The sequence below is a fragment of the Streptomyces sp. WAC05292 genome (genome assembly GCF_003949955.1).
Lineage (GTDB): Bacteria > Actinomycetota > Actinomycetes > Streptomycetales > Streptomycetaceae > Streptomyces > Streptomyces globosus.
Genome location: NZ_RPSE01000087.1, coordinates 1 through 19273 on the forward strand (window position 1 = coordinate 1; position 19273 = coordinate 19273).

General features: G+C 73.8%; 19 protein-coding genes. 11 read left to right on the forward strand and 8 right to left on the reverse strand.

The features are described from left to right. Positions 1-352, forward strand: a 352-nt coding sequence (locus EF903_RS12780) for an FAD-dependent monooxygenase (protein ID WP_185902639.1), incomplete at its 5' end; no start/stop codon positions are given. Positions 353-414: 62 nt separating this feature from the next. Then, a complete protein-coding gene (locus EF903_RS12785; RefSeq protein WP_125543337.1) occupies positions 415-957 on the forward strand; it encodes an MOSC domain-containing protein in 543 nt (180 codons plus the stop codon). Positions 958-973: 16 nt separating this feature from the next. Here the strand turns inward: EF903_RS12785 and EF903_RS12790 are convergent, their stop codons facing one another. From EF903_RS12790 to EF903_RS34015, 4 genes are all read right to left on the reverse strand, one after another. Further along, on the reverse strand, positions 974-2338 hold the full coding sequence (locus EF903_RS12790) for an MFS transporter (RefSeq protein ID WP_125543338.1): 1365 nt from the start codon (positions 2336-2338) through the stop codon (positions 974-976). Then, positions 2331-4217, reverse strand: a complete 1887-nt coding sequence (locus tag EF903_RS12795) for a glycoside hydrolase family 15 protein (RefSeq protein WP_125543339.1) — start codon at positions 4215-4217, stop codon at positions 2331-2333. Before EF903_RS12795 ends, EF903_RS12790 begins: the two co-directional genes overlap by 8 nt. 202 nt (positions 4218-4419) lie before the next feature. Further along, entirely contained in the window at positions 4420-5721 is a 1302-nt protein-coding gene (nhaA, locus tag EF903_RS12800; protein ID WP_125543340.1) for a Na+/H+ antiporter NhaA, read from the reverse strand. A gap of 450 nt (positions 5722-6171) precedes the next feature. Next, positions 6172-6819, reverse strand: a complete 648-nt coding sequence (locus EF903_RS34015; protein WP_185902640.1) for a hypothetical protein — start codon at positions 6817-6819, stop codon at positions 6172-6174. Positions 6820-7143: 324 nt separating this feature from the next. Here EF903_RS34015 and purN point away from each other — a divergent pair, with 324 nt between their 5' ends. Both purN and purH read left to right on the forward strand, forming a co-directional pair. Then, positions 7144-7767: a phosphoribosylglycinamide formyltransferase gene (gene purN / locus EF903_RS12805; RefSeq protein ID WP_125543341.1), complete on the forward strand. Its 624-nt coding sequence runs from the start codon at positions 7144-7146 to the stop codon at positions 7765-7767. After that, complete coding sequence (gene purH / locus EF903_RS12810) at positions 7764-9341, forward strand: bifunctional phosphoribosylaminoimidazolecarboxamide formyltransferase/IMP cyclohydrolase (RefSeq protein ID WP_125543342.1); 1578 nt, start codon at positions 7764-7766, stop codon at positions 9339-9341. The genes purN and purH overlap by 4 nt, the downstream gene beginning before the upstream one ends. A 103-nt stretch (positions 9342-9444) precedes the next feature. Here the strand turns inward: purH and EF903_RS12815 are convergent, their stop codons facing one another. Continuing rightward, positions 9445-10071: a hypothetical protein gene (locus tag EF903_RS12815; protein WP_125543343.1), complete on the reverse strand. Its 627-nt coding sequence runs from the start codon at positions 10069-10071 to the stop codon at positions 9445-9447. A 290-nt stretch (positions 10072-10361) separates the two neighbouring features. Here EF903_RS12815 and EF903_RS12820 point away from each other — a divergent pair, with 290 nt between their 5' ends. The 3 genes from EF903_RS12820 (at position 10362) to EF903_RS12830 (ending at position 12882) form a co-directional block, all read left to right on the forward strand. After that, positions 10362-11225 carry a bifunctional methylenetetrahydrofolate dehydrogenase/methenyltetrahydrofolate cyclohydrolase gene (locus EF903_RS12820; protein ID WP_125543344.1) on the forward strand — a complete coding sequence of 288 codons (864 nt, stop codon included), beginning with the start codon at positions 10362-10364 and terminating at the stop codon, positions 11223-11225. Then, complete coding sequence (locus EF903_RS12825; RefSeq protein ID WP_125543345.1) at positions 11215-11646, forward strand: DUF3017 domain-containing protein; 432 nt, start codon at positions 11215-11217, stop codon at positions 11644-11646. Before EF903_RS12820 ends, EF903_RS12825 begins: the two co-directional genes overlap by 11 nt. A gap of 246 nt (positions 11647-11892) precedes the next feature. After that, on the forward strand, positions 11893-12882 hold the full coding sequence (locus tag EF903_RS12830) for a malate dehydrogenase (protein WP_125543346.1): 990 nt from the start codon (positions 11893-11895) through the stop codon (positions 12880-12882). Positions 12883-12948: 66 nt separating this feature from the next. Here the strand turns inward: EF903_RS12830 and EF903_RS12835 are convergent, their stop codons facing one another. Then, complete coding sequence (locus EF903_RS12835) at positions 12949-13464, reverse strand: carboxymuconolactone decarboxylase family protein (protein ID WP_125543347.1); 516 nt, start codon at positions 13462-13464, stop codon at positions 12949-12951. Positions 13465-13510: 46 nt separating this feature from the next. Between EF903_RS12835 and EF903_RS12840 the strand changes: the two genes are divergently transcribed. Together EF903_RS12840 and EF903_RS12845 are read left to right on the forward strand one after the other, a co-directional pair. Continuing rightward, positions 13511-14923 (forward strand): PLP-dependent aminotransferase family protein, encoded by a 1413-nt coding sequence (locus EF903_RS12840; RefSeq protein WP_125543348.1) that lies wholly within the window; start codon positions 13511-13513, stop codon positions 14921-14923. 74 nt (positions 14924-14997) lie between these two features. Then, positions 14998-15525 (forward strand): MepB family protein, encoded by a 528-nt coding sequence (locus EF903_RS12845; RefSeq protein ID WP_125543349.1) that lies wholly within the window; start codon positions 14998-15000, stop codon positions 15523-15525. On the opposite strand, the gene EF903_RS12850 is transcribed toward EF903_RS12845, so the two are convergent. Further along, on the reverse strand, positions 15510-16358 hold the full coding sequence (locus tag EF903_RS12850) for a hypothetical protein (protein ID WP_125543350.1): 849 nt from the start codon (positions 16356-16358) through the stop codon (positions 15510-15512). The genes EF903_RS12845 and EF903_RS12850 overlap by 16 nt on opposite strands. A gap of 99 nt (positions 16359-16457) precedes the next feature. Here EF903_RS12850 and EF903_RS12855 point away from each other — a divergent pair, with 99 nt between their 5' ends. Further along, complete coding sequence (locus tag EF903_RS12855; protein WP_125543351.1) at positions 16458-16775, forward strand: hypothetical protein; 318 nt, start codon at positions 16458-16460, stop codon at positions 16773-16775. Positions 16776-16780: 5 nt separating this feature from the next. Beyond that, positions 16781-17974, forward strand: coding sequence for a glutathionylspermidine synthase family protein (locus tag EF903_RS12860; RefSeq protein WP_125543352.1), 1194 nt, complete (start codon positions 16781-16783; stop codon positions 17972-17974). A 48-nt stretch (positions 17975-18022) separates the two neighbouring features. On the opposite strand, the gene rocD is transcribed toward EF903_RS12860, so the two are convergent. Further along, the gene (gene rocD, locus EF903_RS12865) at positions 18023-19228 is read right to left on the reverse strand and encodes an ornithine--oxo-acid transaminase (protein ID WP_125543353.1); all 1206 of its coding nucleotides are present in this window, start codon (positions 19226-19228) and stop codon (positions 18023-18025) included. Between the last annotated feature and the right edge of the window lie 45 nt (positions 19229-19273).

Here is a 19273-nt window from a genome sequence, read left to right on the forward strand (position 1 = left end):
CCTCCCCTCCTACACCGTCGGCCGCATCGCCCTCCTCGGCGACGCCGCACACGCCATGACCCCCCACCTCGGACAGGGCGCCTGCCAGGCACTGGAGGACGCGGTCACCCTGGCCGCCGCACTCGCCGCCACCCCCACCGTCGACGCCGCGCTCACCCGCTACGACGCCGAGCGCCGCCCGCGCAGCCAGGCCGTCGCACGGGCCGCCCGCCAGGCCGGGAGGATGGGCCAGCAGCTCTCCCACCCCGTGGCGGTGGCCCTGCGGAACACGGCCATGCGCCTGACCCCCTCCCGCGCCTCGACCCGCATGATCCTCCGCCACCACACCTGGAGCCCGCCCCGCCTGCCGTGACCCCGGACCCGGCATTAGGCTCGGGGCCGGGCCACGGTCATCGACGAGGGGGAGTCCCGGACATGAGCGGAAGAGTGACGGCGGTCAGCAGCAACGCCACGTATTCGTTCAGCAAGCCGAACCGGGACAGCATCACCCTGCTCACCGGCCTCGGCGTGGAGGGGGACGTCCATGCCGGTGTGACGGTCAAGCACCGCTCGCGCATCGCGCAGGACCCGACCCGGCCGAACCTCCGCCAGGTCCACCTCATCCACGAGGAGCTCTTCGAGGAGGTCGCCGGGGCAGGGTTCCGGGTGGCACCCGGCAGCCTCGGCGAGAACATCACCACCAGCGGCATCGACCTGCTCGGCCTCCCGACCGGCACGCTCCTGCGCATCGGCGACCGGGCGGTCCTGGAAGTCACCGGCCTCCGCAACCCCTGCCTGCAGATCGACCACTTCCAGGACGGTCTGCTGAAACAGGTCGTCGGCCGCGACGAGGCAGGAAACCTCGTCCGCAAGGCCGGGATCATGAGCATCGTGAAGGAAGGCGGCGTCGTCCGCCCCGGCGACCCGATCGAGGCGGAGCTGCCCACCGGACCGCACCGCCCCCTCGCCCGGGTCTGACCGCCCCGCCCTTCCGCTACACCCGCCCCCGCGGCAGCATCGCGGCCGCGGCCAGGCCCGCGAGCCCGATGACGCCCAGGGTCGCCATGGCGGCCGCGTACGCGTTGCTGTTCAACCCGGCGACGAGGATCGTGCCCGCGATGGCCGTGCCCAGCGACGAGCCGAGGTTCGACACACTGCGCGAGAGGCCGGAGATCTCGCCCTGCCGCGCCTCGGGGAAGCTGGACTGTACGACGTTCACCGACGGCGTGAGCATGGCGCCGAGCCCCAACCCGATCAGCAGCAGCCCGGGAGCGAACGCCCAGGGGTCGGTGAAGGAGCGCGCCAGCAGGATCAGTACGGGGATCCCGGCGATCGTGAGGACGAAGCCCGCCAGGATCAGCGTCCGCTGCGGCCACCGCTTCGCGAGGCGTTCCGCGGCCAGCGACGACACGAGCAGGCCGACCGTGGCCGACGTGAAGATCACCCCGGTCTCGATGGCGTCGTGGCCGCGGACGACCTGGAGATAGGTCGCCACTACGAACGACGTGCCCATCAGCATCAGCCACTGCACGTTCTGTGTCACCAGGCCGAGGTTGGAGGTGCGGTTGCGGAACAGGGCCAGGGACAGCAGCGGCTCCTCCCCGCGCCGCTCCTTCGCCGCCACCGACCGGAAGAACCACAGCAGGACGAGCGCACCGAGTACCAGCAGGGCAAGCATCAGCCACAGGTTGTCGTCGGCGGCCAGGATGCCCATGACGAGGAGGATCAGGCCGGCCGCGGAGAGCACCGTGCCGCGGACGTCGAAGGGCCGCGCCGGGTCCGGTGGCAGGGGGTCTTCGATACGGCGTGCCAGCAGCAGGATCACGGCGATGACCAGAGCCTGGAACACGAACGCCGCACGCCAGCCGACGGCGGTGGTGATGAGCCCGCCGATCAGCGGTCCGGCGGCGGCCCCGACACCGCCGAGCGCCATGATCACGCCGAATGCCCGGGCGCGGGACGTCAGATCGGGGTAGAGCAGCGTCGTCAGGATGTAGACGGGCGGGATCAACAGGGCCGTGCCGATGCCTTCGAGGATCGAATTGCCGAGAATGAGGACGCCCAGCCCGGGCGCGGCCGCGCTCAGCAGTGCTCCGACGGCGTACACGAGCAGGCCGGCCATGAAGCAGCGCTTGCGGCCGTAGCGGTCGGTGAGCTTGCCGCCCGGGATCATCAACGCGGCCATGACCAGCAGGAACACGGTGATCGCGGTCTGCACGCCCTGGACGGTCGTGTCGAGGTCCTCGCTGATGTCCGTGATCATCACGTTCATGTTGGAGCCGGCGAAGCTGCAGATGAACTGGGCGAGCGCCAGGGCGGTCAGCACGGTCCGCGAGGCGGGGGAGGGCGCCTCAGCCATCGACACCACCGCGCATGTCCGCACCCGCACCGGACCCGCCCGGACCGGACCCGCCCGCACCGGAGTCCGCGGTCTGGTGCAGCTCCTCGTCCAGCGCCATCGCCGCCGCGACCAGCGCCAAGTGGGTGAAGGCCTGCGGGAAGTTCCCGAGCTGCTCGCCCGAGGGGCCGATCTCCTCGGCGAACAGCCCGACGTGGTTCGCGTACGTGAGCATCTTGTCGAACGCATAGCGCGCCTGGTGCAGCTTCCCGGCGCGGGCGAGCGCCTCCACGTACAGGAAGCTGCACAGGTTGAAGGTGCCCTCCGAGCCGCGCAGGCCGTCCGGGGACGCCTCCGGGTCGTAGCGGTAGACCAGGCTGTCGCTGACGAGCTCGCCGTCCATGGCGGCGAGCGTGCTCAGCCATGCCGGGTCGCGCGCCGAGAGGAACCCCACCCGCGGCATGAGCAGCAGCGACGCGTCCAGGACGTGGGTGTCGTAGTGCTGGACGAACGCCTGCCGTTCCGCATTCCAACCCCGGTCGACGATCTGCCGGAAGACCGCGTCGCGGGCCTCGGTCCACCGGGCGGTGTCGGCGGGCCGGGAGTGTTCGCGGGCCAGGCGGATGCCCCGGTCGAAGGCGACCCACGTCATGAGGCGGCTGTACGTGAAGTCCTGTCGGCCGCCGCGGGTCTCCCAGATGCCCTCGTCGGGGCGGTCCCAGTGGCCGGCCAGCCAGTCGAGGAGATCGCTGAACGTCTTCCAGCCACGGATGTTGCCGAGGTCCCCGGTCTGCGCCAGCGCGTCGGCGGCCTCGCCGTAGATGTCGAGCTGGATCTGCTCGGCGGCCGCGTTCCCGGCCCGTACCGGCGCCGACCCGCGGTAGCCCTCCAGGTGGTCCAGGACCTCCTCCGTCAGGTGCGGCTCGCCGTCGATCCGGTACATGATCTGCAACGGCTCCCCGGACGCGGTGCCGCCGGCCTCCAGCCGGTCGCGCAGCCACGCCCGGAAGGCGTGTGCCTCCCTGGTGAACCCGAGGTCGATCAGCGCCCCGACCGACAGCGAGGCGTCCCGGACCCAGGTGTAGCGGTAGTCCCAGTTCCGCTCGCCTCCGATCTGCTCCGGCAGGCCCATGGTGGCCGCCGCGATCGGCGCTCCGGTCGGGGCGTAGGTGAGCAGCTTCAGGGTGATCGCCGACCGATTGACGATGTCCTGCCAGCGCCCCCGGTACGTGCACTGCCGCAGCCACGACAGCCAGAAGGCGCGGCACGCCTCCAACTCGGCGGCGATGCCGTCCACGCTCGGGCCGGCGGACAGCTCTGCGCCCGCCCCGGTGCCGGTCAGTACCACGGCCGCGGTCTGTCCGGCCTCCAGGGTGAACGACGCGGTGACGTCCTGACCGTCCTCCACCAGGGTGATGCCTTCGGTGGCCTGCACCTGCAGGTCGGTACCGGGCCCGGCGAAGACCGCCGTACGGTCGTCGACCCGGCGCAGGGTGTGCGCGGCGCGCGCGTAGTCGAAGCGGGGCCGGCAGACGAGTGTGAAGGGCAGGCTGCCCCGCACGACCCGGACGGCCCTGACGATCCGGTGCCGGTCGGTGGCCGCGGAGGAGTCGAGCGGCAGCATGAAGTCGGCGACTTCCCCCACCCCGCCCGGTGCCATGTACCGGGTCACCAGGACGGCAGTGTCGGACAGGTAGAGCTGGCGGACCGTCACCCCCTCGACCTCCGCAGACAGCCGGCAGTGCCCGCCCCGATCGGCGTCCAGCAGCGAGGCGAACACGCTCGGGGAGTCGAACCGGGGCGTGCACCACCAGTCGATCTCCCCGCGCGACGACACCAGCGCCGCGGTCTGCAGGTCGCCGATCAGACCATGCTCGGCGATGGGCGGGTAACGATCCACCGGCACTCCTCCACCACGGCGCCGGGCCCACACCGTGCCGGGCCCGTTTCCTCGGTCCACCTGAACCGACGGCCTCATGCCGGACCGCGACTCCCAGCGTGCGCCGCACCGCCCCGCCCCGTGCGCCGACCCGCCGATGCCACCCTCATGGATCAGCGGTTCGCCGGAGCGCCCGACCACCAGGCCGCGGCTGCCGGGCGGTCTACCGGGGTGGAGCGGATTCGCGCTGGTAGATGTCGGGGATGCCGTCGGCGTCGGTGTCCAGGGTCTCCTCCTCGTACAGCCGCTTGTACACCGTGTTGCGGTGGCGCAGCAGCAGTGCGGCGAGGATCGCGGAGATCGCGGAGCCGATGAGGACGGCGGCCTTGATCTGCTCGGTGACGGCCTGGCCGGGGAAGGCCAGTTCGCCGATGAGGAGGGAGACGGTGAAGCCGATCCCGGCGAGGACGGCGAGGCCGAAGACGTCGGCCCAGGTCAGGTCGGGGTTGAGTCGGGCCCGGGTGAAACGGGCGGCGAGGTAGGTCCCGCCGAACACGCCGAGGATCTTGCCGACGACGAGGCCCACCACGACGCCGAGCGGTTCGGGCGTGGTGAAGACCCGGGCGAGGGCATCGCCGGAGACGCCGACCCCCGCCGCGAACAGCGCGAACAGCGGGACGGCCACGCCGGCGGAGAACGGGTGGACGAGGTGCGCCACCCGCGCCCCCGGGGCGGCGTCCTCGCCCTTGTCTGTGGTGGTGCGCAGGATCAGGCCCATGGCGACGCCCGCGACGGTGGCGTGGACGCCGCTGTTGTACATCAGCGCCCAGATCGCGAGCCCGAGCGGGACGTACCACCACCAGCCGCGCACCCGGAAGCGCTGGAGCACGTAGAAGACGGCAAGCCCGGCGAACGCCCCGCCGAGGGCCCAGAAGTTCAGCCCGTCGCTGAAGAAGATCGCGATGACGAGGATGGCGCCGAGGTCGTCGACGACGGCGAGGGTGAGGAGGAACGCCCGCAGCGCGGCCGGCAGGTGCGTGGAGATGACGGCGAGGACGGCGAGCGCGAACGCGATGTCGGTGGCCATGGGGACGGCCCAGCCGTCGGGGCTCCCGCCACCGAGGCCGGCGGTGAGCACGTACAGGGCGGCGGGCACGGCCATGCCGCACAGGGCGGCGACGACCGGCAGCGCGGCGGTGGCCGGAGTGCGGAGCTCCCCGACGACGAGTTCCCGCTTCAGCTCGATGCCGGCGACGAGGAAGAAGACGGCGAGGAGGCCGTCGGCGGTCCAGTGCCCGACGGAGAGGTCGAGGCCGAGCGCGGGGATCCCGAAGTGGAAGTCCCGGACCTGCGTGTACAGGTCGCCGAGGGGGCTGTTGGCCCAGACGAGGGCGACGACCGCGGCGGCCAGGAGGACGAGCCCGCCGAAGGTCTCGGTGCGCAGGGCCTCGGCGACGGCGCGGCGCTCCGGCCACGGCAGGAGGCCGAGGAACGGGGGGCGCTCGGGCGGCGGGGCAGCGGTCATGGCGGGGAAACCTCCGGGCGTCGGCAGCGGCAGGGCACACGGCCCCGAGGACGCCGACCAGACTTCCCGGCACACCCCGCGTCCGCCCTCGGATGGGAGGGCGTCTTGACGCGTTCTTCACACCCTATCCGGACGGGCGGGATGCCGCCAGGGGGGCTTTGACGTGCAGCGATGACCGTGCGCGCAGGCCTTGCGGCAGCACTGGCCTCCGGGTGAAGGCCGCCGGCGAGCCCTGCCTCCCCCGGCGCCGGCCGATCTCTCATCGGCGCCGCGCCGGCCGCGGCACCGGACGCCGGCTCCGTCCCCGTTCCGGCGGCGCGACCGCTCGCCCCGCCCGTCGCGGGGGCCCGCGTCCTGTCCCGGCGCCGCCCGGCCGGATGAAACCGGCTGCGCCCGCCCCCGCACGGCGGAGGCGGGCGCAGCGGCAGGTCCGCTGCCGGCGGACGTCCGCTACTGGCGGACCTTCAGCACCTTGCCGAGGGCGTTGTCCGGCAGGAGGTCGTTGCACTGGAGTTCCGCCGCCTTGGTCAGGGCGTCGTCGCGGCAGATGTAGAAGTCCTTGTAGGCGATCTGCACGCCGTACGAGCCCAGGGCCAGGACGATCGCCAGCGTCGCCGTGACGAGGCCGCCGACCGCGGCCGCCCGCTGGGGGCCGGCCGCCGGGCCGAGTGCGGCGAGGCCGCTCCCGCCGCTTCCGCCGCCGGCCGGGCGGGCGCCCGCCCCGGAGGCGTCCGCGGCGGCCCCGGGCGCCGCCGCCGGCCTGCCCCGCAGGCCGCTGACGCCCCAGTACACCGCGAGCGCGCCGAGCAGCAGTCCCACCGACGGGATCCCGAAGATCCCGAAGAAGAACCCCCACATGCCGGCGAGCAGGGCGTAGCGGGCGCGCCGCTGCACGGGGTCGGTCGGGTCCCAGCGCGCCGGCCCGGACGGCCCGCCCGGTCCCGTCGGCCCGCCCGGGCCTCCCGAGGAGGGGTCCTGGCCGGGGCGGCCGCCGCCACCGCCGGGGCGCGGCTGCCACGGCTGGTCGGGCCGGCCCTCCGGCGGGGCCGCGAAGGGGTTGTCGTCGGTGGAGGAGTCGGGCTGGCGGCGGTCCGGCATCGAGTGCGTTACTTCCCCTGTGTCGTGGACGCCGGGCGCGCCCGGTGCGGGGCGCCGGCGTCGGAGTGCGTCGCGGGCGGCGTGCGTCGAAGGGCTGCGCGGCCCCCTCTCACCACGCCGTTCGCGGCCTGTACGCCAGACGCTACCCGTCGGCCGTCCCCCCGTCCCTCGGGGGCCGTCCGGTGTGCCGGTATCGTTGCAGGCGGTCGGCGGCTTCGTAGGGTCCCCCGTATACCGGGGCGTCGAAGTTTTGTACGACCGCACAAGACGAACGCCGCGCCCCCGGGTTTCCCGGGGCGCCACCCACGCGAGAAAGGGCCTGTCATGGCCGCCTCCCGCCTGGTCGTCCTGGTCTCCGGATCCGGCACCAACCTCCAGGCCCTGCTCGACGCCATCGATTCCCACCCCGGCGGCGCCGAGGGCTTCGGCGCCGAAGTCGTCGCCGTGGGGGCCGACCGCACCGGCATCGCCGGCCTGGAGCGGGCCGAGAAGGCGGGCATCCCGACCTTCGTCTGCCCGGTGAAGGACTACGCGAGCCGGGAGGAGTGGGACGCCGCCCTCACCGAGGCCACCGCGGCCCACGCCCCCGACCTCGTCGTCTCCGCCGGGTTCATGAAGATCGTGGGCAAGGCGTTCCTCGGCCGCTTCGGCGGCCGCTTCGTCAACACCCATCCCGCCCTGCTGCCCGCGTTCCCCGGCGCGCACGGCGTACGGGACGCGCTCGCGTACGGGGCGAAGGTCACCGGCTGCACCGTCCACTTCGTGGACGCCGGCGTGGACACCGGACCGATCATCGCCCAGGGTGTCGTCGAGGTCAGGGACGGGGACGACGAAGCCGCTCTGCACGAGCGCATCAAGGAAGTCGAGCGCCAGCTGCTCGTCGACGTCGTGGGGCGCCTGGCCCGGCACGGCTACCGCATCGAGGGACGAAAGGTAACGATCCAGTGACCGCCGCAGAGAGCACCACGACGTCGCAGCGACCGATCCGGCGCGCGCTCGTCAGCGTCTACGACAAGACGGGACTGGAGGAGCTGGCCCGCGGCCTGCACGAGGCGGGCGTCGCGCTCGTCTCGACCGGCTCGACCGCCTCCCGCATCGCCGCCGCCGGCGTCCCCGTCACCAAGGTGGAGGAGCTGACCGGCTTCCCCGAGTGCCTGGACGGCCGCGTCAAGACCCTGCACCCGCGCGTGCACGCCGGCATCCTCGCCGACCTCCGCCTGGAGGACCACCGCAGCCAGCTGGCCGAGCTGGGCGTCGAGCCGTTCGACCTGGTCGTCGTGAACCTCTACCCGTTCCGGGAGACCGTCGCCTCCGGCGCCACGCCCGACGAGTGCGTCGAGCAGATCGACATCGGCGGCCCGTCCATGGTCCGCGCGGCCGCGAAGAACCACCCCTCCGTCGCCGTGGTCACCAGCCCCGAGCGGTACGGCGACGTCCTCGCCGCCGTCCGCGGCGGCGGCTTCGACCTCGCCGCCCGCAAGCGCCTGGCCGCCGAGGCCTTCCAGCACACGGCCGCCTACGACGTCGCCGTCGCCTCCTGGTTCACGAACGCGTACGCCCCCGAGCCGGAGGCCGTGCTGCCCGAGTTCCTGGCCGGCGCCTGGGACCGCAAGGCCGTCCTGCGCTACGGCGAGAACCCGCACCAGGCCGCGGCCCTGTACACCGACGGGCAGCCGGGCGGGCTCGCCAACGCCGAGCAGCTGCACGGCAAGGAGATGTCGTTCAACAACTACGTGGACACCGAGGCCGCCCGCCGCGCCGCCTACGACCACGACGAGCCGTGCGTCGCGATCATCAAGCACGCCAACCCGTGCGGCATCGCGATCGGCGCCGACATCGCCGAGGCCCACCGCAAGGCCCACGCCTGCGACCCTCTGTCGGCCTTCGGCGGCGTCATCGCCGTCAACCGCCCGGTGACCGTCGAGCTCGCCGAGCAGATCGCGGAGATCTTCACCGAGGTCGTCGCCGCCCCCGCCTACGAGGACGGAGCGGTCGAGGTCCTGGCGAAGAAGAAGAACATCCGCGTGCTGCGCGTCGAGGGCAGCCCGCACCAGCCCGGCGACCTCAAGCCGATCTCGGGCGGCGCCGTCCTCCAGCAGAGCGACGTCTTCCAGGCCGAGGGCGACGACCCGGCGAACTGGACGCTGGCCACCGGCGAGGCGCTCGCCCCCGCCGAGCTCGCCGAGCTCGCGTTCGCGTGGAAGGCCTGCCGCGCCGTGAAGTCCAACGCGATCCTCCTCGCCAAGGACGGCGCCTCGGTCGGCGTCGGCATGGGCCAGGTCAACCGCGTCGACTCCGCCCGCCTCGCCGTCGAGCGGGCCGGCGCCGAGCGCGCGCAGGGCTCGTACGCCGCGTCCGACGCGTTCTTCCCCTTCCCGGACGGGCTGGAGATCCTGACCGCCGCGGGCGTCAAGGCCGTCGTGCAGCCGGGCGGATCCGTCCGCGACGAGCAGGTCGTCGAGGCCGCGAAGGCCGCCGGGGTGACCATGTACTTCACCGGCACCCGGCACTTCTTCCACTGAGCCGCGGCGCCCGCCCCACACGGCGAAGGCCGCGCCCCGCACACTGCGGGACGCGGCCTTCGCCGTGCCACGGGTCTTCCGTCGCGGCCCCTTCCGCGCGGGCTCAGTACCGCGGGCGGTTGAACCAGGCGACCGAGTCCTTGTTGACGGCCGCGACGAGGAGCAGCACGCCGACGGCGAGGCCGATCACGCCGCCCACCGCCGATCCGGCGGTGGCCTCCGCACCGGCCATGCCGGTGAAGTTGCTCAGGCTGAGCAGCAGGTACAGCACGGAGTAGACGATCAGCGTGACGCGGGTGCCGTTGCCGCCCTTGCCGAACTTGGCGCCGAGCACGATCGCCCAGATGGCGAACGCGATCGAGATGATGGCGACGACGGCGATGGCGCCGGCCGCGACGTTCGCGGTGGAGCCGCTGCCGATGCCGTCGCTGCTGGAGAGGAAGGCGGCGCCCAGCAGGGCGAGGACGCCGACGATCAGCTGCAGGCCGGCGATGATGAAGAGGAAGACGCGGGCCGTCTTCAGCAGGCCGGGCATCTGCATCGGCGCGCCCGCGTAGCCGCCGGGGCCGGCCGGGTAACCGGGGTAGCCCTGGGGCTGCTGGGGCTGCTGGGGGTAGGCGTAGCCGCCCTGTGCGGGGTAGCCCTGGGGCGGCTGCTGCTGCGGGTAGCCGTAGCCGGGCTGGCCCTGCGGCTGCTGCCCGTACGGGTTGTTCGGGTCTCCGAAGCTCATCTTGCGGTGTTCCTCCGTGGAAGTGCGGGGACGCACGGCACGCACGGAGGCCGTTCTGTTCTGCGGTCCGCCCCCCGGCACTGCCCGCGGCAATCTTGTCCGGCCATCGTCGGCGGAGCGGGCGGAGTTGTCCAGCGGTCGGAGCGACGGCCCGGCCACCTGTTGTGCAAGTGCAACGAACGGTGCAGGGCCGTGACATGCGCCCGGGGCGGCCCGCGCCCCTCCGCCGCGCGGACCGCGCCGGACGGCACGACTGGAACCAGGGGCACCGGATCCGGGAGGATGGACGCATGACCGCCCAGATTCTCGACGGCAAGGCCACCGCAGCCGCGATCAAGTCCGAGCTGACCGCCCGTGTGGAGAGGCTCAAGGCCCAAGGCATCACCCCCGGCCTCGGCACCCTGCTGGTCGGGGACGACCCGGGCAGCCGCTGGTACGTCAACGGAAAGCACAAGGACTGCGCCGAGGTCGGCATCGAGTCGATCCGCCGCGAACTGCCCGCCACGGCGACGCAGGAGGAGATCGAGGCGGTCGTCCGGGAGCTGAACGAGGACCCGGCCTGCACCGGCTACATCGTCCAACTGCCGCTGCCCAAGGGCATCGACACCAACCGCGTGCTGACGCTGATGGACCCGGACAAGGACGCCGACGGCCTCCACCCGGCCTCGCTCGGCCGCCTCGTCCTTAACGAGCCCGGCCCGCTGCCCTGCACCCCGAACGGGATCGTGGAGCTGCTGCGCCGCCACGGCGTGGAGATCAACGGCGCGCACGTGGTCGTCGTCGGCCGCGGCATCACCGTCGGCCGCTCCATCGGGCTGCTCCTGACCCGCCGGTCGGAGAACGCCACGGTGACGCTCTGCCACACCGGCACCCGCGACCTGTCGTCGCTGCTGCGGCAGGCCGACATCGTCGTGGCCGCCGCGGGCGTCGCGCACCTGGTCAAGCCCGAGGACGTCAAGCCCGGCGCGGCCGTCCTCGACGTCGGCGTCTCCCGCGACGAGGACGGCAAGATCGTCGGAGACGTGCACCCCGGCGTCGCCGAGGTCGCCGGCTGGATCTCCCCGAACCCGGGCGGTGTCGGCCCGATGACCCGCGCGGAGCTCCTCGTCAACGTCGTCGAGGCCGCGGAACGGCAGGCCGCCAGTGCAGGCTGAGCAGGGCGCCGGGCAGGGCACCGCCGCCGCGGCGGCGGCGAAGTCGCGCCGCTTCCCGTCCCTCACCCGGGACACGGCCCGCCCCGAGGGCGCCGGCCGCGCCGGGCCGGGGACCGCGCTCACCTCCCGCCAGTGGCCGATGCTCAGCGTCCTCGCCGCGACGGCGGTCGGCCTGCTGTGCACCGCGCTGGGGGCCGTGCGCACGGGCTGCCTCGTGATCGGGGTGGCCCTGATCGCGGCCGCCGTGCTGCGGCGCGCCCTGCCCGACGTGGGCATGCTCGCCGTCCGCTCCCGGTTCACCGACATGATCACGTACGGGGTGCTGGGCGCGGCGATCACCCTGCTGGCGCTGGTCGTCGGCCCCAACCCGCTGCTGAAGATCCCGTTCCTGGAGGACGCCGTCCGCTTCACCGTCCGCTGACGGCCGCCTGCCGATCCACCCGTCCGGGCGAGCCCGCCGGGTGGAATCCGCGGCCGCAGCCGCCCGCGGGCCTTCGAACCCGCCCGGTCCGTGTGCCGCGGACCACACGGACCGGGGGGTTGGGCCCGTGAGGAGTCGGATAGCCTGACGCCGGATGTCTCTTCACGTCAAGATTCGCAGGGAAGCGGCGTCCGCCAGCACACGGGGCGGGGACGCCCCACCGCCAGCTGTCTAACGGAGAAGGCCATGACCCGCACTCCTGTGAATGTCACCGTCACCGGCGCCGCCGGCCAGATCGGCTACGCGCTGCTCTTCCGCATCGCCTCCGGTCACCTGCTCGGCGCGGACGTGCCGGTCAAGCTCCGCCTCCTGGAGATCCCCCAGGGCCTGAAGGCCGCCGAGGGCACCGCCATGGAGCTCGACGACTGCGCCTTCCCGCTCCTCAAGGGCATCGACATCTTCGACGACCCGAACCAGGCCTTCGACGGCGCCAACGTGGCGCTGCTGGTCGGCGCCCGCCCCCGCACCAAGGGCATGGAGCGCGGCGACCTGCTGTCCGCCAACGGCGGCATCTTCAAGCCGCAGGGCAAGGCCATCAACGACCACGCCGCGGACGACATCAAGGTCCTCGTCGTCGGCAACCCGGCCAACACCAACGCCCTGATCGCCCAGGCCGCCGCCCCGGACGTACCGGCCGAGCGCTTCACCGCGATGACCCGCCTGGACCACAACCGCGCGATCTCGCAGCTGGCGAAGAAGACCGGCGCCGACGTCACCGACATCAAGCGCCTGACCATCTGGGGCAACCACTCGGCCACCCAGTACCCGGACGTCTTCCACGCGGAGATCGCCGGCAAGAACGCCGCCGAGGTCATCGGCGACCAGGCGTGGCTGGCCGACGAGTTCATCCCGACCGTCGCCAAGCGCGGCGCGGCCATCATCGAGGCCCGCGGCGCGTCCTCGGCCGCCTCCGCCGCCAACGCCGCCATCGACCACGTCCACACCTGGGTCAACGGCACCGCCGAGGGCGACTGGACCTCCATGGGCATCCCGTCGGACGGCTCCTACGGCGTCCCCGCCGGCCTGATCTCCTCCTTCCCCGTCACCTGCAAGGACGGCAAGTACGAGATCGTCCAGGGCCTCGACGTCAACGAGTTCTCCCGTGCGCGCATCGACGCGTCCGTGGCGGAGCTCATCGAGGAGCGCGACGCGGTCCGCGAGCTCGGCCTCATCTGACGACACGGCAAGGGGGCCCCGGCGCAGCAGCGCCCGGGGCCCCCTTCCCGTTTCCCGCGCACCCGGTCAGCCGCGCGGGCCGCCCGGCGTGTAGCCGCCCGGCACCATCCGCGTGGTGACGGCGAAGCGGTTCCAGACGTTGATCGTCGCGATGACGGTGATGAGCTGGGCCAGCTCCCGCTCCCCGAAGTGCTTCGCGGCGCGGTCGTACACCTCGTCGGGGACGAAGCCGTCCGTCAGGACCGTGACGGCCTCGGTCAGTTCGATCGCGGCGATCTCCCGCTCGGTGTAGAAGTGCCGCGACTCCTCCCAGGCGCTCAGCTGGACGATGCGCTGCACGCTCTCCCCGGCGGCCAGGGCGTCCTTGGTGTGCATGTCGAGGCAGAACGCGCAGTGGTTGAGCTGCGAGGCGCGGATCTTGACGAGTTCGAGGAGGACCGGGTCCATGCCCTTGCGGGTGGCCGTCTCCAGCGCGACGACGGCCTTGTAGATCTCGGGCACCTGGCGGGCCAGGTTCATGCGGGGGGTGTGCTCGGCGCACAGGCCGGAAGCCGTCGGGTGCTGCGTCTCGTCGGTGGTCATGGCCTCACCCTACGGAGCAGGCGGACCGCGGATATGGTCCATTTCCATGACGGAATCCCGGGCCGCTTTCGGAGCCGACCTGCACCTGGAGCTCTCCGCCGGGCGGGGCCTGCGGGCGGGCCTCGCGGAGGCGCTGCGGGAGGCCGCGCGCAGCGGCCGCCTCGCGCCCGGCACCCGGCTGCCGTCCTCCCGCTCGCTCGCCGCGGACCTCGGCATCGCCCGCAACACCGTCGCCGAGGCGTACGCCGAACTCGTCGCCGAGGGGTGGCTGACGGCCCGCCAGGGCTCGGGCACCCGCGTCGCGGAGCGCGCCCGGCCGCGCCGCCCGGGTCCGGGCGGCGCCGCGGCCGCCGCGCCGCCCCGGCATCCGGTGCGGAGGGGGCCCGCGTACGACCTGACGGCGGGCAGCCCCGACCTGGGCGGCTTCCCGCGCGCCGCCTGGCTGGCGGCGGCCCGCCGGGCGGTGGCCGCCGCGCCGAACGAGGCCTTCGGGTACGCCGCCGACCCGCGCGGCCGCACCGAGCTGCGGGAGGCCCTCGCGGGCTATCTGGCGCGGGCGCGGGGGGTGCACGCGGACCCGGGGCGGATCGTGCTGTGCGCGGGCTTCGCGCACGGCCTGACCCTGCTGGCGAAGGTGCTGCGGGCCCGCCGCGTCCGCGAGGTCGCCGTGGAGGGGTACGGCCTGGCCGTGCACCGGGGCCTGCTGGAGCGGCGGGGGCTGCGGACGGTGCCGCTCCCGGTGGACGCCGCCGGGGCGTGCACGAACCGGCTGCCCGGCCTCGCCGCAGGGGCGGTGCTCCTGACCCCCGCCCACCAGTTCCCGACCGGGGTCGCGCTGACGCCGGGCCGGCGGGCCGCCGCCGTCGACTGGGCGCGGACCACCGGCGGGCTGGTCGTGGAGGACGACTACGACGGGGAGTTCCGCTACGACCGGCAGCCGGTCGGCGCCCTCCAGGGCCTCGACCCGGACCGGGTGGTCTACCTCGGCACGGCGAGCAAGTCCCTGGCGCCGGGGCTGCGGTTGGGCTGGATGGTGGTGCCGGCGGGCCTGCTGGACGAGGTGCTCGCCGCGAAGGGGCCCGCGGAGTGGGCGTCGGGGGTCCTGGACCAGCTCACCCTCGCCGAGTTCATCCGCTCCGGCGCGTACGACCGGCACGTGCGCGGCATGCGGCAGCGCTACCGGCGCCGCCGCGACGAACTCCTGGCCGCGGTGTCGGGGCGGGTCGCCGTCTCCGGTATCGCGGCCGGCCTGCACGCCGTCCTGGACCTCCCGAAGGGCAGCGAGGAGGGCGTGCTGCGGGCGGCGGCCTGGCACGAGCTGGCGTTGGAGCCCCTTTCCCGGCACGTCCACCCGGACGCCGGGCTGCCGCCGCGCGAGGCCCTGGTCGTCGGCTACGGCGCCCCTTCGCCGAGCGCCTGGGCGCCGTCGCTCGCGGCGCTGGTGGCGTCCCTGCCGTGACCCGCCGCGCCCCGCGGCCGCGGCAGCGCGGGGGGCCGGAGCGGCATGTCCGAGGGCGGTGGCAGGATGGCGGGATGGCGGCTGAACCGGCGTGGACGGGGATCCACGAAGAGCTGGCCGCGGCGAAGGCCGCGGTGTACGACCCGGGCGGCTTCGCCTGCACCCCGCCCGTGCCCGAGCCGGAGAGCGCGGAGTACGCGGCCTGCGCGTTCACGCTCGACGGCCGCGCGGTCCGGTTCCGGGCGGCCAGGACCACCCCGCGGAAGGCGGGCCTGTTCGTGACGGTGTGGCAGCGGTCGGAGGAGGGGCCGATCCGGCCCTTCGACGCCGCCGACGGGGTGGACCTCTTCGTCGTCGCCGTCCGCGACGCCGGCGGCCGCGGGCAGTTCGTGTTCCCGGCCGCGGCGCTGTGCGAGCGGGGAGTCGTCTCCCGCGGCGGCTCCGGCGGGAAGCGGGGCTTCCGGGTGTATCCGCCGTGGGCGCATACGACGAGCCGTCAGGCCCGCGCCACCCAGGCGTGGCAGACGCGGCACTTCCTCGCTCTCGGGCCCGACGGCTGCTGCGACCCGGCCCGCGCCCGCGCGCTCTACGGCGCCGGCTGAGCGCCGGAGGCGTCCGCCGCGGCGGGGAGTTCGCCGAAGCGGGCCAGGGCGAGCGCCCCGGCCACGGCGACGGCGAAGCCCAGCACGCCCAGCCAGGCCAGGCCCTCGCGGGCGCGGTCGCCGAGCCAGACGATGCCGACCGCGGCCGGGCCGACCGTCTCTCCCAGCACCATGCCCGCCGTCGCGGCGGTGACCGACCCGCGGGCGAGCGCCGACGTCAGCAGCAGGAAGGCCGCGCCGCCGCCGGACAGCAGCGCGTACAGGGCGGGGTTGCGCAGGTCGGCCGCCGAGAAGCCGTCGACGAGCCGCACCGACACCTCCACCACCCCGAACCCGGTCCCGGACGCCAGCCCCAGGGCCGGCGAGCGCGCCCGGTCCGGCAGCCGCCCGCACCCCGCGCCGACCGCCAGCACCGCGCCCACGGCCGCGAGCAGCGCCCACCCCAGCCAGGCCGGCCCCGTACCCGAACCCTCCGGGCCCGAGGCCAGCCCGAGCATCGCCAGCCCCCCGCACACCGAGGCCACCGCCGTCCACTCGGCCCGGCTCAGGCGCACCCGCAGCAGCCGCGCCGCGGCCACCGCGGTCACGGCCAGGCTCGCCGCGAGGGCCGCGCCCACCGCGTAGATCGGGACGTGCCGCAGCGCCACCACCTGGAGGACGAAGCCGGCCCCGTCCAGACACAGACCGGCGAGATATCGCCACTGCCGCACCGCCCGCCACAGCAGCGCCGCGTCGACGCCGGAGCCGCTCCCGGGCTCCGCCGCCCGCGCCGCGACCGCCTGCAGAACGGATGCAGTTCCGTAACAGACCGCCGCACCGAGCGAGCAAATCATCCCAAGCAGCACGAAAAACGACTCTAGGTCATGGAGGGGCCGCGCAGGTTTCCACGGCCGGATTCCATCCCCTCGACACCCCGTTCTAGTCTGTCGCCCATGGACAGCAGCAGCAGCACCAGCACCCGACGCCGTATGCGCTCCGGCGGCGTCGCCCTCGGCGGCATGGGCCTGCTCGCCGCGGCACTCGTCGCCTGCGGCAGCAGCAAGGAGCCGGACAAGCGCTGTGTCGACCGCGTCACGCTGGAGAAGCTGAACAACCGCGAGTGCAAGAGCGGGAGCAGCGGGAGGGGCGGCCACGCCGCGTACTACTACGGCGGCAGCGTCTCCGGGAACAAGGTCAGCGGCGGCAGCTTCGACAAGTCGGCCGTCACCCGCGGCGGCATCGGCGGCCACTCCTCCTCCAGCGGCGGCTGAGCCCCTTGCGGCGCCACACCATCGAACCCCGCCCCGGCTGGCAGCAGACCGTCGAGGAGCAGGGCCTGATCTACCCGCTCACCCGCTACCCCGACGACTCCCTGCGCCCCTACTGGGACGAGAGCGCCTACTACTCCTTCTCGCTGCCCGAGGTGGAGGCGCTGGAGGGGGTCGTCGAGGAGCTGCACGCCATGTGCCTGGCCGCCGCCGCGCACATCGTCGCCGAAGACCGCTTCGCCGACCTCGGCATCACCGACCGCCGGCTGGCCTCGCTGATCACCGAGTCCTGGCGGCGCCGCGCCGAACAGCCCTCCCTCTACGGCCGCTTCGACCTCTGCTACGACGGCACGGGGCCGGCCAAGATGCTGGAGTACAACGCCGACACGCCGACCTCCCTCGTGGAGGCGGCCAGCCCGCAGTGGTTCTGGATGGAGGAGCGCTTCCCCGGCGCCGACCAGTGGAACTCCCTGCACGAGCGGCTCGTCGACGCCTGGCGGCGGCAGGCCGAACTGCTGCCGCCCGGCCCGGTGCACTTCGCGCACTCCGAGACCGACGAGATCGGCGAGGACCTGATGACGGTGGTCTACCTGGAGGAGACCGCCCAGCAGGCCGGCCTGCAGACCGAGGCGCTCGCCGTCGAGAAGATCGGCTGGGACAGCCTTTCGGGCCGCTTCGTGGACCAGAACCTGCGCTTCATCCGCACCTGCTTCAAGCTCTACCCCTGGGAGTGGCTGGCCACCGACGCGTTCGGCCCGCACGTCCTCGACACGTACGACCACGGCGGAGGCGACGGCACCACCTGCTGGATCGAGCCGCTGTGGAAGATGCTGCTCTCCAACAAGGCGCTGCTGGCCATCCTGTGGGAGCTCTTCCCCGAGCACCCCAACCTGCTGCCCGCCTACCTCGACGGTCCGCGCGAACTCGCCGGCACGACCGGTTTCGCCGCGAAGCCGCTGCTCGGCCGCGAGGGCGCCGGCGTGGCCCTGCACCCGGCGGGCCCGGACGCCCGGCCCTTCACCCCGGCCGAGGGCGAGAACTACGTCTACCAGGCGCTCTCCCCGCTGCCCGACTTCGACGGCAACCGCGTCGTGCTCGGCGCCTGGGTCGTCGAGGAGGAGGCCGCCGGCCTCGGCATCCGCGAGTCCGCGGGGCCGGTCACGGACGAGTACGCCCGCTTCCTGCCCCACGTCATCCTCTAGGACACGCCCCTCCGGGCCCCGCCGCCGCGGGACCCGGAGGCCGCCCGGTCAGGACGCCAGCACCGCGCGCAGCTGGTCCAGGCCCCAGTCGAGGTCCTCCTTGCCGATCACCAGCGGCGGCGCGATCCGGATCGTCGCCCCGTGCGTGTCCTTCACGAGCACGCCGCGCTCCATCAGCCGCTGCGACACCTCCCGGCCCGTGCCGTGCGCCGGGTCGATGTCGACGCCCGCCCACAGGCCGCGCCCGCGCACCGCGGTCACCGCACCGCCGCCGACCAGCAGGTTCAGCTCCCGGTGCAGGTGGTCGCCGAGTTCGGCCGCCCGCTGCTGGTACTCGCCGGTGCGCAGCATCGCCACCACCTCCAGGCCCACCGCGCAGGCCAGCGGGTTGCCGCCGAACGTCGAGCCGTGCTCGCCCGGCTTGAACACCCCGAGGACGTCCCGGTCGGCGACGACGGCCGAGACCGGGACGACGCCGCCGCCGAGCGCCTTGCCGAGCAGGTACACGTCCGGGACGACGTCCTCGTGCTCGCAGGCGAACGTCCGGCCCGTCCGGCCCAGGCCCGACTGGATCTCGTCCGCCATGAACAGCACGTTCCGCTCGCGCGTGAGCTCGCGTACGCCTCTCAGGTAACCGGCCGGCGGCACCAGCACCCCCGCCTCGCCCTGGATCGGCTCCAGCAGCACGGCCACCGTGTTCGGGGTGACCGCGTGGGCCAGCGCGGTCAGGTCGCCGTACGGGACGATCTCGAAGCCGGGCGTGTACGGGCCGAAGTGGTCGCGGGCCTCGTGGTCGGTGGAGAAGCTCACGATCGTGGTGGTCCGGCCGTGGAAGTTGTCCGCCGCGACGACGATCTTGGCGTGCCCGTCCGGGACGCCCTTGACCTCGTAGCCCCACTTGCGGGCCGTCTTCACGCCCGTCTCGACGGCCTCCGCGCCGGTGTTCATCGGCAGCACCATGTCCTTGCCGCACAGCGCGGCCAGTTCGGTGCAGAAGTCCGCGAAGCGGTCGTGGTGGAAGGCCCGCGACGTGAGGGTGACGCGGCCCAGCTGGGCCCGCGCCGCGGCCAGCAGGCGGGGGTTGCAGTGGCCGAAGTTGAGCGCCGAGTAGCCCGCGAGCATGTCGAGGTAGCGGCGGCCCTCCACGTCGGTCATCCAGGCGCCCTCCGCCGTCGCCACGACGACGGGCAGCGGGTGGTAGTTGTGCGCGCTGTGCGCCTCGGCGGACGCGATGGCATCTGCGGTGGTCGACACGGGGTCTCCGATCGTCGGTCACGGGCGGGGCGGGCGGGGGAGGGC

Bases quoted from the DNA above. Each gene is read 5' to 3' on its own strand.
- EF903_RS12845 (WP_125543349.1), top strand. From the start codon at position 14,998: ATGGCGGCTGAACCGGCGTGGACGGGGATCCACGAAGAGCTGGCCGCG.
- EF903_RS12850 (WP_125543350.1), bottom strand. From the start codon at position 16,358: ATGATTTGCTCGCTCGGTGCGGCGGTCTGTTACGGAACTGCATCCGTT.
- EF903_RS12820 (WP_125543344.1), top strand. From the start codon at position 10,362: ATGACCGCCCAGATTCTCGACGGCAAGGCCACCGCAGCCGCGATCAAG.
- EF903_RS12830 (WP_125543346.1), top strand. From the start codon at position 11,893: ATGACCCGCACTCCTGTGAATGTCACCGTCACCGGCGCCGCCGGCCAG.
- EF903_RS34015 (WP_185902640.1), bottom strand. From the start codon at position 6,819: ATGCCGGACCGCCGCCAGCCCGACTCCTCCACCGACGACAACCCCTTC.
- EF903_RS12840 (WP_125543348.1), top strand. From the start codon at position 13,511: ATGACGGAATCCCGGGCCGCTTTCGGAGCCGACCTGCACCTGGAGCTC.
- EF903_RS12855 (WP_125543351.1), top strand. From the start codon at position 16,458: ATGGACAGCAGCAGCAGCACCAGCACCCGACGCCGTATGCGCTCCGGC.
- EF903_RS12835 (WP_125543347.1), bottom strand. From the start codon at position 13,464: ATGACCACCGACGAGACGCAGCACCCGACGGCTTCCGGCCTGTGCGCC.
- EF903_RS12785 (WP_125543337.1), top strand. From the start codon at position 415: ATGAGCGGAAGAGTGACGGCGGTCAGCAGCAACGCCACGTATTCGTTC.
- nhaA (WP_125543340.1), bottom strand. From the start codon at position 5,721: ATGACCGCTGCCCCGCCGCCCGAGCGCCCCCCGTTCCTCGGCCTCCTG.
- purN (WP_125543341.1), top strand. From the start codon at position 7,144: ATGGCCGCCTCCCGCCTGGTCGTCCTGGTCTCCGGATCCGGCACCAAC.
- EF903_RS12790 (WP_125543338.1), bottom strand. From the start codon at position 2,338: ATGGCTGAGGCGCCCTCCCCCGCCTCGCGGACCGTGCTGACCGCCCTG.
- EF903_RS12815 (WP_125543343.1), bottom strand. From the start codon at position 10,071: ATGAGCTTCGGAGACCCGAACAACCCGTACGGGCAGCAGCCGCAGGGC.